Source organism: Denitratisoma oestradiolicum (assembly GCF_902813185.1).
In the GTDB taxonomy this organism is placed as follows: domain Bacteria; phylum Pseudomonadota; class Gammaproteobacteria; order Burkholderiales; family Rhodocyclaceae; genus Denitratisoma; species Denitratisoma oestradiolicum.
In genome coordinates this window covers 3,816,061-3,828,303 of sequence record NZ_LR778301.1, presented here as the reverse complement: position 1 = coordinate 3,828,303, position 12,243 = coordinate 3,816,061, and the positions used below count along the sequence as shown (strand labels likewise).

The 12,243-nt window shown below is 63.4% G+C and carries 11 protein-coding genes; all 11 read right to left on the bottom strand.

What is annotated here, in order from left to right:
• Positions 1-20: 20 nt before the first annotated feature.
• The 11 genes from DENOEST_RS17490 to DENOEST_RS17440 all read right to left on the bottom strand — a co-directional run bounded on the left by DENOEST_RS17490 (position 21) and on the right by DENOEST_RS17440 (position 12,238).
• Positions 21-851 (bottom strand): enoyl-CoA hydratase/isomerase family protein, encoded by an 831-nt coding sequence (locus tag DENOEST_RS17490; RefSeq protein WP_183148279.1) that lies wholly within the window; start codon positions 849-851, stop codon positions 21-23.
• A gap of 146 nt (positions 852-997) precedes the next feature.
• Entirely contained in the window at positions 998-1,918 is a 921-nt protein-coding gene (locus DENOEST_RS17485) for a TIGR03619 family F420-dependent LLM class oxidoreductase (protein WP_145769543.1), read from the bottom strand.
• A 90-nt stretch (positions 1,919-2,008) separates the two neighbouring features.
• Positions 2,009-2,449: a Zn-ribbon domain-containing OB-fold protein gene (locus DENOEST_RS17480; protein ID WP_145769542.1), complete on the bottom strand. Its 441-nt coding sequence runs from the start codon at positions 2,447-2,449 to the stop codon at positions 2,009-2,011.
• 1 nt (position 2,450) lies between these two features.
• Positions 2,451-3,596 (bottom strand): thiolase C-terminal domain-containing protein, encoded by a 1,146-nt coding sequence (locus DENOEST_RS17475; protein ID WP_145769541.1) that lies wholly within the window; start codon positions 3,594-3,596, stop codon positions 2,451-2,453.
• A 36-nt stretch (positions 3,597-3,632) separates the two neighbouring features.
• On the bottom strand, positions 3,633-4,856 hold the full coding sequence (locus DENOEST_RS17470) for an NADH:flavin oxidoreductase (protein ID WP_145769540.1): 1,224 nt from the start codon (positions 4,854-4,856) through the stop codon (positions 3,633-3,635).
• A gap of 204 nt (positions 4,857-5,060) precedes the next feature.
• The gene (locus DENOEST_RS17465) at positions 5,061-6,248 is read right to left on the bottom strand and encodes an acyl-CoA dehydrogenase family protein (RefSeq protein WP_145769539.1); all 1,188 of its coding nucleotides are present in this window, start codon (positions 6,246-6,248) and stop codon (positions 5,061-5,063) included.
• Positions 6,245-6,907 carry a TetR/AcrR family transcriptional regulator gene (locus DENOEST_RS17460; protein ID WP_145769538.1) on the bottom strand — a complete coding sequence of 221 codons (663 nt, stop codon included), beginning with the start codon at positions 6,905-6,907 and terminating at the stop codon, positions 6,245-6,247. The genes DENOEST_RS17465 and DENOEST_RS17460 overlap by 4 nt, the downstream gene beginning before the upstream one ends.
• A gap of 61 nt (positions 6,908-6,968) precedes the next feature.
• A complete protein-coding gene (locus DENOEST_RS17455) occupies positions 6,969-8,066 on the bottom strand; it encodes a nitronate monooxygenase (protein ID WP_170228102.1) in 1,098 nt (365 codons plus the stop codon).
• 58 nt (positions 8,067-8,124) lie between these two features.
• Positions 8,125-10,533, bottom strand: coding sequence for a xanthine dehydrogenase family protein molybdopterin-binding subunit (locus tag DENOEST_RS17450; RefSeq protein ID WP_145769536.1), 2,409 nt, complete (start codon positions 10,531-10,533; stop codon positions 8,125-8,127).
• Between the two features lie 14 nt (positions 10,534-10,547).
• The gene (locus DENOEST_RS17445) at positions 10,548-11,030 is read right to left on the bottom strand and encodes a pyridoxamine 5'-phosphate oxidase family protein (protein WP_170228101.1); all 483 of its coding nucleotides are present in this window, start codon (positions 11,028-11,030) and stop codon (positions 10,548-10,550) included.
• Positions 11,031-11,056: 26 nt separating this feature from the next.
• Positions 11,057-12,238, bottom strand: a complete 1,182-nt coding sequence (locus DENOEST_RS17440; RefSeq protein ID WP_145769534.1) for a thiolase C-terminal domain-containing protein — start codon at positions 12,236-12,238, stop codon at positions 11,057-11,059.
• Positions 12,239-12,243 lie beyond the last annotated feature (5 nt).

Sequence of the window (12,243 nt, the reverse complement as noted above, 5' to 3'; positions counted from 1 at the left end):
TGTTTCGATTTTCAAAAGCCCTACATTCCGCGATAGACCGGCTTGCGTTTTTCCAGGAAGGACAGGGTGCCTTCCTTGGCATCCAGGGTGGAGGCCACGGCCACACCGGCATGGCCCTCGTAGTCGAGGATTTCCTCCAGGGTGCTGACCTGGGACATGTGGATCATGCGCCGCGCCATGTCCACCGCCACCGAAGCCCGCTGGGCCAGCAGCTTGGCGTACTCGAAGGCCGCCGCGAAAGCCTGGCCTTCGGGCACCAGTTCGTCCAGCAGGCCCAGGGCCTTGCATTCCTCGGCCTTGAACACCTTGGCCGTCTCCACCATCATCAGAGCGTTGGAGAAGCCCACGATGCGGGGCAGAAAATAGGACAGGCCGCAATCCGGCGCCACGCCGATGTTGGTGAAGATCGCTGCCATCTTGGTGGTGGTGTCGCCGAAACGACGGTCGCAGGCGATGGAGTAGGCCAGGCCGGCACCCACCGCATGGCCCTGGATGGCCACGATCACCGGCTTATCCACCGCCACCAGCTGCCGCGTCACCTCGAAGAAGGGACCGCCCGGCGTCTTGCGCTGGGAACGGGGGATGGGACGGGAAGGGTCGGAGGTGCCGGGAATCGGCCGCTCACTCTCCCCGCAGATGAAGTTCACATCGGCGCCGGAGCAGAAGGAACGGCCGGCACCGTTCAACAGGATGGTGCATACCTCGTCGTGGAAGCGCAGCCTGTGGAGCAGGCCGGAAAGCTCCTCGGCCAGTTCCCAGCTGATGGCGTTCAGCTTGTCGGGACGGTTCAGGGTGATGATGCCCACCTTGTCCTCGACGCGGAACTGGAGGTAGCTGAATTCCTCGGCCATGGCCGTTCTCCCATTTAACGTGCAACGCGGAACAATTTTGCGAATCCCCCCAACACCACCCCCGTCATTCCGGCACAGGCCGGAATCCAGCAAACCGCCGATCCGGAACCCGGCATGCGCCGGGGAGGCGCTTGTCGTCGTGACCGTTAACGGAATTGGGGAATGATTTCCTTGTCGTACCACTCGACCCATTCCAGGCACTGATCCAGGGTGTCGGTATTGGGCGGCCGCACCTGGACCGAGGTGGCGCCGGCCTTCTGCAGCCCTTCGATCTCCCGCAGGACGCCGTCCCGGTCGGCGGCAATCTTGGTCTCTCCGTAGGCGACGTGATGGTCGTCTTGAGCGTAGGCCGTGGTGGTCACCAGAATCTCGAAGCGGTCGGCCTTCTCCTGGTACTCGGGCAGGCTCTTCATGTACTGGATGCACTCGGGCAGATTCTCCGCCGTCACCAGCCAGGGGATCCAGCCGTCGCCGAGTTGCGCGGCGCGCCGCATGGCCGGCTTGGAGTTGCCGCCGATGAAGATCGGAGGATGGGGCTTCTGGATCGGCTTGGGCTCGATCACCACGTTCTTGAACTTGACGAACTCGCCGTCGAAGCTTGGCATGTCCGAAGTCCAGGCTTCTTTCAGGGCCGCGATGTATTCGTCAGTGATCTTGCCACGCTGCTCAAAGGGGACATTCAGCGCCTCGAACTCCTTCTCCAGGTGGCCCACGGCCGTCCCCAGGGTGAAGCGGCCGCCGGCAATGAATTCCATGGTGGCGATCTGCTTGGCCAGCAGCAGGGGATGCCGATAGGGTAGCGCCAGGATGTAGGTCAGCATGTGGATGCGCTGGGTGGCGCCCATCAGCACCGCCGCGCCGGACATGCCCTCGATGAAGCGGCTGCCCATGTGTTCCACCATCTCGTTGGGCATCACCACGTGTTCGGGAATGGTCAGCCAGTCCCAGCTCAGGCTGTCGGCCTTGCGGGCATAGCGGAGAATTTCCGCGCCGCCGGAGGTTCTTTCCCAGGGTGCCACGACCGGGGGATAATTTTCCAGGCCAAGGGTTGCCAGTGCGAATTTCATAGGGTGTTCCTTACGCAGAGTCAGAATGATTGAGGGGGAGGGCAGCGAAAGCCTCGGCAAAGATGCGGCGCGATGTACGGGGATCGATGTTCATCCGGCTTTTATCCAGCACGGCAGCACCACGTCTTCGGCAACGGTGCGGAAGGCCACCCGCACCGGATCGCCGACGGAGAGCGGCTGGTGAACGGTGTCGTTGATGGCGCCCTCATCTTCCTGGAGCAGATTGCCCACCAGGCGCAGACCGGGGTGGTCGTCCAGTTCCACCAACACCATTTGGTAGGGCGCGTAGGGCTGATAGGCTGGCAACAGGGGAGGATGGACCGTGACGTAGGACCAGACCCGGCCCGTTCCAGCCACCTCGTTCCAGGCCAGGGCTCCATGGCAGCGTGGGCAATGGACTCGAGGCGGGTAATAGCTTGCCACGCAGGCAGCGCAATGCTGGACTACCAGTCGTTTCTCTCGTGCAGCCTGCCAGAAGGGCCCATCCACGGGGTCGTCGGTATCCGGCAGAACCCAATTCCCGGTGCTCATCTCAATTCCTCAGCAACAGGGCGCTGGTAGGCGTGGCATCGCACGAAGTCACCAGGCAGGAGCGAGCGCCAGGCACCGGATTGACCGCTTCGCCCCGCAATTGGCGCACCCCTTCCGTAACCAGATTAAAGCCGTGCACATAGGCTTCCGACAGGCTGCCCCCGGCGGTATTCACTGGCAACCGCCCCCCTCGCACGGAAATCCCGCTAGAGGAAACGAAGTCCGCCGCCTCGCCGCGACCGCAGAAGCCGTAGGCCTCCAGGGAAAACAGAATCAGGGAAGAGAATGCGTCATAAAACTGGGCGACATCGACATCCTCGGGTCTGATATCGGAGCGCTGCCAGAGATTGCGCGCCGCCACGGCCGAGCCTCCCGAGAACGGATCAGCGACAAAGACGTTGGGCATGTTCTGCTGCCCGCTGGCCAACCCCTGGGACCAGGCATGGATATAGACGGGTTTGCGCCGGCAGTCCCGTGCCCGGTTGCGGCGGGCCAGCACCAGGGCCACGGCGCCGTCGGTCTCCAGGCAATTGTCGAACAGACAGAGTGGATCGCTGACCAAGCGGGCCTGCAGGTAATCCTCCAGGGTCAGGGGCCGGCCCCGCATCATCGCCCTCGGGTTTTCCAGGGCATGCTCCCGCAGGGTGACGGCGATCCTGCCCAGGGTCGTCCGGTCGGCGCCGTACTCGTGGAAATAGCGCCGCGTCAGCAAGCCGACCTCGTCCACCGGCCGCAACAGGCCCCAGGGCTGGGACCATTTCCAGTGGGTCGATACCCGGGGCGGTGTCTGGGCCCAGAAGCGGGAAGCCTTGCCGCTGCGCTTGCGGGCGCGCCACACCACCGCCACGTTGGCCTGGCCGGCGGCAATGGCCATGGCCGCCTGGCCTACGGCGGCACAACCGGCGCCGCCGCCGAAATTGACCCGACTGAAATAACTGAGGTCGCCGAAGCCCATGCTGCGGGAGAACTCGAATTCCGGCGTTTCCTCCATGGTGTAGCAGGCCAGGGCATCCACTTCGCTGGCCTCGATGCCGGCATCATCAAGGGCTCGTCCGATGGCGGTGCAACCCAGTTGCAGTTCGCTCTCGGTAAAGCCCTTGCCGAAGGCTGTCTCGCCGATGCCGACGATGGCGACCTCATCCTTCATGGGGGACTTTCTGCGCCATCGTGAGCGGAGCTCCGCTCACGCCGAGGCCCTTTGCCGATTGAGGGCCAAATCGTTGGGCGGGTTGTATTCGCAGCGGGTCCCGGACGGATCGTAGATGTAGGAAGAGCAAGCGTTGCAGGCATCACATGGGGATACAGTCACTTCGCCGTTGCGGAATTTATTGATCAGCCCGGAATCCTGGATCAGTGCCCTCGCCATGACCACGCAGTCGAAGCCCTCCCCCATGGCGGTCTCCGCGTTGGCCAGGGATTTGGCTCCCCCCAGGTAGCCCAGGGGCATCTTCACCGCCGCCCGGATCTGGCGCGAGTACTCCAGGAAATACATTTCCCGAAAAACCATGTTCTTGGGGTTGGACATCAGGGCGAGCCTGAGCATCAGGCGGTTGACGGGACTCTTGACCGTCCGGGCGAAGTGCTTGTACTGGAAGGGGCTGCCGAACATGAACCAGTTGGATTCGACATTGCGCCCACCAGAGAGCACCAGCATGTCGGCCCCCGCCGCTTCCAGCACTTTGGCGGTGACCATGCCATCTTCCACCGTGGCGCCGCCAGGCACGCCATCCGCCACATTGATCTTGGCGATCACCGCCATCTCCTTGCCCACCGCCGCTTTCACCGCTGCCAGCACCCGGGCCGGAAAGCGGGCACGGTTCTCGGCGCTGCCGCCGTAGCGGTCCTTGCGCTTGTTGGACAGGGGAGAAATGAACTGGTTGAGCAGGTAGCCGTGACCCATATGGAGTTCCACGGCATCGAAACCGGCTTCTCGGCAGATCCTGGCGGCGTCGACGAATTCGCCGGTCACCTGGGACATGTCGCTCTCGTTCATGGCCCGTCGGAAATAGTTGCCTCGCAACAGGCCCGCCTTGTTGATACCCGAGGACGCGCTCATGGTCGGCCCCTTCACCTTGAGGGCGGTGACGAAGGAGCCGCCATGGGTGATCTGCATGGAAATCCTGGCGCCCTCGGCATGGACTCCATCGGCCAGCGCCTTCAGGTCCGGCAGGATTTCCCGTCGGATCCAGATCTGGTTGGGCAGGGTGCGCCCCACCTTGCTGACCGCGCCGTAGGCCACCGTGGTCATGCCAACGCCGCCGGCCGCCAGGTCCCGATGGTGTTTGACCAGGGCTTTCGATGGCCCACCGTTCCAGCACATGGCCTCGTTGGCGCCGGATTTGATGAAGCGATTGGGCAGGGTGATGGGGCCGATCTGAACAGGGCTGAAGGGTGATGGTGTGGGCATGAACCTCTCCGGAAGTTTTCGAACTGCTCCAGGCCGCCTACGAAATGGCCTTCAACGAGGACAAAAGGCAAGCTGCGGGCCAACAAGGAATCGGAACGCCGTCGGCGCAAGCAGGGCGATCATGTAAATTTCTCGGCTTCGGAACAACTCCCATATGGGTGTACCGCGGCATGACCGGCGTCTTGGGGGGCTGTGTTGATCGACTTATTCCGGCAGGCCGAGAACGCGCTTGGCGATGATGTTGAGCTGCACCTCGGAACTACCCCCGGCGATGGAAAGGCCCTTCACGTTCAACCACTGTTTGGTGGCTTCCAGTTCCTCCTCGTCGAAGCCTGTGCTTTCCCAGCCCAGGCCCCGCAGGCCCAGGGCGGCCACCATGGTTTCGGCACTGCGCTTGCCAGTCTCGGCAGAGTGGTACTTCATGGTGGAACTCAGGTTGAAGACATCCCGGCCGCCCTTCATCATTTCGACGATACGCTGCTGGGTCAGACTCTGGACCTGGGCTTCGATTTCCAGGGCCGCCACCTTGTCCCGCAGCACTGGATCGGCGATGCGCCCCGATGGGTCGCCCTGGGCTCGCTGGGCCACAGGTAACAGGGCGGGTCCCGGCATCAGATTCAGTTCGGCGAACTTGGACATGGCCTTGCGCTCGTATTGGAGCAGGCGCTTGGCCAGGTTCCATCCCCCGTTCAGGGAACCCACCATGTTGTGCAATGGCACCTTCACATTGTCGAAGAAAACCTGACAGAAGCTCGACTCCCCGCTGATCAAGGTAATGGGGCGCACCGTGATACCCGGCGACCTCATGTCGATCAGCACCATGGTTATGCCCTGCTGCTTGCTGCCTTCGTTGCTGGTGCGCACCAGGGCATACATGTAGTCGGCGGCATAGGCGTTGGAAGTCCAGATCTTGGAGCCGTTGACGATGAGTTCGTCACCCTCGCGGACTGCGGCGGTTTTCAGGGAGGCCAGGTCGGAACCGGCATTGGGCTCGCTGAAGCCCTGGCACCAGCCCATTTCGCCCCGGGCCGTCGGCGGCAGGAAGCGTCGTTTCTGTTCCTCGCTGCCGAATTCCAGCAGCACCGGGCCGATCATCCAGATTCCCAGGCTGACGACGGGCGGGCGGCAGCCCAGGCGGGCCTGCTCGATTTCCAGAATCCGCACCTTGGCCGGGTCGAGGCCGCCGCCTCCGAATTCCTGGGGCCAATCGGGGGCGAACCAGTCCTTATCCCTCATGCGCTCGAACCACAGGCGCTGGTCCTCGCTCCGGAATTCCATCCTGCTGGAAGCCAGGGGCAGTTCGCCCTCTCCCGGCGGTTTGCGCAGGGAAGGGGGATAGTTGGATTCCAGCCAGGCACGCACTTCGGCGCGAAATTCGTCCAATGCGGTCAATGCATATCCCCCAGGGCAACCGAGTTCTTCAGGTAACGCAGCACCAGCGCCAGGAGGTCCTCGGCATAGCGCTCATCGAAGATCGACTCGGGGCAATGCTGAAGGCTGGCGTGGACGGTGCCATTGATGATATCCACGACGAATTTTGCCGCCCTAGCATGATCGTCGATGCGCAGGTCGGCCCCATGGCGTTTCAGGACGAAAGGCAGCCAGCGGGCCGTCGTCATGCAGCGGTCGGGAAATTTATCGACCATGTTGGCCTCGAAGTTGTAGCGCCAGTGGATTTCCAGGTAGTAATCCTTCAGGAACCGATAGAGCTTGCGATGGCGACCAAGATTGCCCTGGACGATGAAGCGTAACGTTTCATCCAGGGACTCGCGGGCAAGCCGCAGGGTCTGCTCCGCGAGTGGCTCCAACTGGCCCAACTCTGTCATCAGCAATTCGTTGCAGATATCCGCGACGATGGCGTACTTGTCCGGGTAGTACTGATAAATGCTGCCGACGCTCACTCCGGCGACTTCAGCAATGTGATTCGTCGTCAGCCGGCTTGCGCCCTCCCTTTCCAGGATTCTCAGCCCCGCCTCGCGAATCACGGATATGGTGAATTCTGCCCGGGACTGGACAGGACTCCTGCGGCGGGTAACAGACTGTAGTGACATGGCGTCCTGTGTCGATGGTGATCCAGGTATTCAATCCGGTAGCCGGGCCCGAGAACCCGTCTCAGGCCGCGGCGAATCGGTCGAAGACATCGAGGGCTTCCTCGACGATGTCGGACAGAATCTGGCGCGCCGGCTTCATTTCCTTCACGTAATGGATGCCCTGCCCCGCCGCTTCGGTCATCAGGTCCTTCCTCTGGTAGTCCAGGGAGCCCTGAATGTAGTTGGCTGAGAGCAGGGACTGGAGCGGGGGCTTCAGAGGTTCGGGGGCGGATTCGCTGAGCCACTCGTCGTGCCAAGGGGAGCGGGTGGTGCGCATGGTGTAGCCGGAGATGCAGTCGGAGTAGACCGTGTCGTCGGTCTCGGCCTCGATCAGGCGCTCCTTCAGGGGCAGATTCACGTCGGACTCCCGGGAGGCCAGCCACAGGGAGCCGGTCCACACCCCATCGGCGCCCAGGGCCAGGGCGGCGGCCAGGTGGCGGCCGGTGGTCACGCCGCCGGCGGCGATCACCGGCACCCCGGCTGGACGGCAGATATCCACCACCTGGGGCACGATGGAGAAGGTGCCGATGTTGCCGGTGTGGCCGGCGGCATCATAGCCCTGGGCGATGATCACATCGGTGCCGGCCTCGATCTGCCTCTTGGCCTGGCGGGGCTTGCCCACCAGACCCCAGACTTGCATGCCCAGCTCATGGGCGCGCTTCAGCAGGAAAGCGGGGGAGCCCAGGCCAGAGGCGAACACCGGCACCCGCTCGTCGAAAATGACTTCCAGCTGGTCCAGGGCGCGCTTGTGGTCGAGGCCGCCCCAGACATGGATCGCCGGCGGGATCTTCGGCTCGGGCACGTTGTATTTCTTGGCGATCATGCGCTCGAAGTCCCGATGCTCCTGGGGAATCATGGCCAGCAATTCTTCCAGGCTCTTTTCTTCCGGCACGGAAGACGGCAGTACCAGGTCAATACCGAAAGGCTTGCCGCCAATGCGTTCCTTGATCCACTTGATGTCGGCGGCGATCTGGTCGGGGGTGTGCAGGGCCTCGCCCAGCACAGCAAAACCGCCAGCATTGATCACGGCGACGGCGACGTCCTTGCAGTGGGTGAAGGCGACGACGGGATACTCGATGCCCAGTTTCTCGCACAGTTGCGTATGCAGCGGACCGCTCATGATGGTTCCTCTATGACAGTTTTGACAGGGGGATTGCCGCATCTGCGATGCCGGCGGCTCATCCCCGTTGATGGATCAGTTTCCAGAGCCGATGGGGCGAGGCCGGTGTTTCCCGAGACTGGATTCCCAGGGGCGCCAGGGCGTCATTGATGGCGCAGATCACCGCCGCTGGCGTGGTGTGGATAGCGCCCTCGCCGCAGCCCTTGGCGCCCAGCGGCGTGAAGGGCGATGGCGTCTCCACGGCCACCTTCTTCGGAAAGGGGACTTCGTGAATCGTGGGCATCAGGTAATCCACAAAGGTGGAAACCAGGGGCTGGCCGTTGTCGTCATAGACATATTCTTCCAACAGGGCGGCACCCACGCCCTGGGCCACGCCCCCCTGAATCTGACCGTCCACGGTAGTGGGGTTCAGCCGGGTGCCACAATCGTCGGCGATGAAATACTTGAGGATTTTCGTTGTCCCCGTTTCACGGTCGATTTCCACCATCACCACATGGGTGGCGTTGGCCGCCGTCAGGTAGGATTTGCAGCGCCCCTGGTCGTCGGGTTCCGTGCGGTCGGCGGCGGTCCAGACGTAGGTCGCTTCCGGGCTGGGCTCCATGCCCGATGGCAGCAGATCGCTGCGGGAGAGCATGGTGGCTGCCACCTGGGGCGCCGGCATCCGCCGCTCGGGGGCGGACCGAACCACCAAGTCGCCGTTTGCCAAGTCGATATCCTCCACCGGCGCCTGCAGCAGGACAGCGGCCACCTGGCAAAATTTTTCCTTCAGCTTGCCGCAGGCCCCCAGGATTGCGCCGCTCAGGGAAACGCCGAGGCGGCTACCGCCAGGGCCGTAATGGGGGGGCGCCGTACCGGTGTGGGCATATTCCACCTGGACCTGTGCCATGTCTACGGCAAAGTAATCTGCAATCAGCTGGGCCGCCAGGGTGTACTGGCCCTGGCCCTCCAGGGTGAAGCCGACCCGCACCGTGATATTGCCCATGATGTCGAAAACAACGCTGACGCCTTCCGGAATGCCGATGCCGGGCATGCCAACGATGGCATAGGCGTTCCAGTCGAAGACGCCGGGCTCCACCGTGCTGACGACGCCGATCCCTACCAGTCGGCCCTGCTCCCGGGCCAGGCGCTGCTCTTCCCGCAACGCGGGGTAGTCGGCCAGGGCCAGCACTTCGTCCAGCACCTTTTCGTACTGCCCGCTGTCGTACTCGTTGCCGCTGGGGATGGTGTAGGGAAACTGCTCGGGACGGATGTAATTGCGGCGGCGGATTTCAGCCGGGTCCAGTCCCAGGTGCCGGGCGGCCAGGTCCATCATGGACTCCAGCACCAAATTATGGGGGGGAGGGCCCATGCCCCGATAGGGGGCCGCAGGCGTCTTGTTGGTGGCCACCAGTTTCAGGTCGTATTGCGCTGCCTCGATCCGATAGCAGCCGGTGAAGGAGGTCAGGGGTTTGGCGGCGGAGATGGAACCGTAACCCTCACCGGTACCACCCAGATCGTCCACCAGCTTGAGTTTGAAGCCGGTGACGGTGCCGTCCGCTTTGACAGCGATGGCAGCCTCGTAGAACCGGTCCCAGGCCTGACTATTGCCCGCAAGCAGGTACTCCATCCGGTCCTCGATGTACTTCACAGGCCGCCCTCCGGCCTTGCGGGACAGCAGGGAGGAAATGTCGGTGCCCCGTGGACCGCCCTTGCCGCCAAAGCTGCCACCGTGGGGATGGCTGATGATGCGGACCTTGTTGGAGGGCAGGTTGAGGGTGGCCGCCCGCCCCAGCGCGATGAAGTTGGCGGTCTGATAGGCGCCACGGCAAGTCAGACTGTTCTGTACCGTATCCCAGTGGCTGATGCAGCCAAACGTCTCTGTTGGGTTGGCGCCCACCCGGTTCCAGCGGAATTTCTCCGTGAACACATGGTCCGCCTCGGCAAAAACCCGGTCCACCTCACCCCATTGGAAAAGGCGGTCCATCATCACGTTGCTGCCCTGCTCCTCGAAGATCAGGGCGCTGTCCGGGGTCATGGCAGCAAAGGGATCGACCACCGGCGGCAGGAGCTCGTATTCCACCTCGATCAGTTCCAGGGCATCCTCTGCCACGTAGCGGCTGCTGGCAGCCACAGCGGCTACCGGCTCGCCGACGAAGCGCACCTTATCCACCGCCAGGCAGTAGGCCCCCCATCCGGCGGGTGCGGTAAAGGCCGGATTGCTCCAGCGCTTGGCATCCTCCCCGGTAAGGACTGCCGCCACACCGGTCAGCTGCTCTGCGGCCCGGGTGTCAACTCGCAGAATGCGGGCGTGGGGGTGGGGGCTGCGCAGGATCGCGCAATGCAGCATGCCGGGCAGGGTGAGGTTGTCGATGAACTCGACGCTGCCCGTGACCAGCCCCGGGTCCTCGATCCGATTGACTTCCCGGCCGATGAAGCGGGGGGAGTCCACCGGCAGTTCGGTGGGCAACTTGGGGATGGAGGTGGACATGGTGATACGGCGCCCTATTTCTTGCTCCGGCCCAGCTTGCGGTTGTCCCAGCTGAAACCGACATCCGGGGTCATCACGATCCAGCGCCAGTTCTTGCCCATGGCGCTGCTTTCGTTCCGGGGCTTGGCGGAGCCGAACCCGCCCTCCAGGTATTTCAGGCCGATGCGATCCCGGACGATGGAGTCCAGGTGGGGATCGGCCTTTTCCTCGTCGGCATTTTCCAGCACTTTCGCCGTGCCCTGGAACATCACACCATTGAGTTCGGGATAGAGTTCGTTCTGGTCCACCATGGCCGAGCAGACGGGGTTGCGGCGCAGGTTCTCCACCTTCTGCCCCCGGGTGAAGGCATAGATTTTTCCTTCCGCCCAGCAATACCAGAGGGGCGTCAGGTTGATCCGAGCCCCCGGGCCGCTGGTGGCCAGGCGGATGATCCATGAATCCGACATCAACTTCTCGATCTGCTCCTGGTCCAGGGCAGCCTTTCCACGTATTTCCATTTTTGCTATTCCCTTTTTGCGTTGGGTTATCGTTTCAGAATCGCGGCGGCGCCATTGCCGCCCAAGCCGGTGCTCTGCATCAGTCCTACGCGGGCATTCGGCACCTGCCGTCCCCCAGCCTGGCCCCGTAATTGCCATGTGATTTCGCAGGCCTGGACCAGGCCCACCGCCGTGCTGGCTTCGCCGAAGCAGGTCAGGCCGCCGCTGGGGTTGATCGGCAGGCGGCCGGTGGGCATGGTCTCGCCCTGCAGCACCATGCGGTCGCTCTCACCGGGAGCGCAGAAGCCCCACTCCTCCGGCCAAGCCAGTTCGTAGTAGGGCGTGTTGTCCTGCAGCTCGATCAGGTCGATATCCTGATGGCCCATGCCCGCCAGTTCCATGGCCTTGCGCACCGCGCTGTCGCATTCGCTGTGCATGAACCGGCCGTCCGCCGGCAATGGTGTGGACACACCCCGCAGCAGGCCGTCCCCAAACAGATTGGTCGCCGCACAGCTGGAAGCCACTAGCACGGGGCTTGCTGTCGCCCGCCGCGCCCGCTCTGCGGAACACAGGATTACGGCCGCCGCACCGTCGCTGACCGGGCAGATCTCGAACAGGCGCAGGGGGTCATTGACCATGGCCGACTTGAGCACCTGCTCCTGGGAGAATTCCTTCTGGAAGCGGGCGTAGGGGTTATGCACGCCCAGTTTGTGGGCCTTGACCACGGCGGCGGCGTAGTGTTCTTCCGTGGTGCCGTAGTCCATCATGCGCCGCTGGGCCAGCAGACCCCAGAACGCGGGCCCGGGCAGGCCTATGCAACGCTGGCGCAGGAACTCCAGGTCGGTTTCGTCCTCCACGCCGGAGGTCTGGATGAAACCGGCTGGCATTTTCTCTCCCCCCACCACCAGCACCATATCGTGCACGCCCGTGGCCACGAGCAGGTGGCCGACGTTGAAAGCGTTGCCCGCCGCGGCGCCGCCGGCGGAGAGGTTGTAGATGGGCAAGCCGGTGCTGCCCATGTCTTCCGACACATCGTTGCCGTTGAGGCCCCAGCCCTTACCGCCGGAGAAGCGGGAACTGCCGGCGGCAATCGCCTGGACCTCATGCCATCTGATCCCGGCATCCTTCAGGGCTTCCGATACAGCGTGACGACACAAATCCTTGATGGACTTGTTTTCCAGTTTGCCAAAGGGGTGCATACCCACACCCAGGACCGCCACGTCTCTCATCGCTC

Coding starts and splice junctions, on each gene's coding strand:
- DENOEST_RS17455 (WP_170228102.1), bottom strand. CDS start 8,066: ATGAGCGGTCCGCTGCATACGCAACTGTGCGAGAAACTGGGCATCGAG.
- DENOEST_RS17445 (WP_170228101.1), bottom strand. CDS start 11,030: ATGGAAATACGTGGAAAGGCTGCCCTGGACCAGGAGCAGATCGAGAAG.
- DENOEST_RS17470 (WP_145769540.1), bottom strand. CDS start 4,856: ATGCCCACACCATCACCCTTCAGCCCTGTTCAGATCGGCCCCATCACC.
- DENOEST_RS17485 (WP_145769543.1), bottom strand. CDS start 1,918: ATGAAATTCGCACTGGCAACCCTTGGCCTGGAAAATTATCCCCCGGTC.
- DENOEST_RS17480 (WP_145769542.1), bottom strand. CDS start 2,449: ATGAGCACCGGGAATTGGGTTCTGCCGGATACCGACGACCCCGTGGAT.
- DENOEST_RS17490 (WP_183148279.1), bottom strand. CDS start 851: ATGGCCGAGGAATTCAGCTACCTCCAGTTCCGCGTCGAGGACAAGGTG.
- DENOEST_RS17440 (WP_145769534.1), bottom strand. CDS start 12,238: ATGAGAGACGTGGCGGTCCTGGGTGTGGGTATGCACCCCTTTGGCAAA.
- DENOEST_RS17460 (WP_145769538.1), bottom strand. CDS start 6,907: ATGTCACTACAGTCTGTTACCCGCCGCAGGAGTCCTGTCCAGTCCCGG.
- DENOEST_RS17475 (WP_145769541.1), bottom strand. CDS start 3,596: ATGAAGGATGAGGTCGCCATCGTCGGCATCGGCGAGACAGCCTTCGGC.
- DENOEST_RS17450 (WP_145769536.1), bottom strand. CDS start 10,533: ATGTCCACCTCCATCCCCAAGTTGCCCACCGAACTGCCGGTGGACTCC.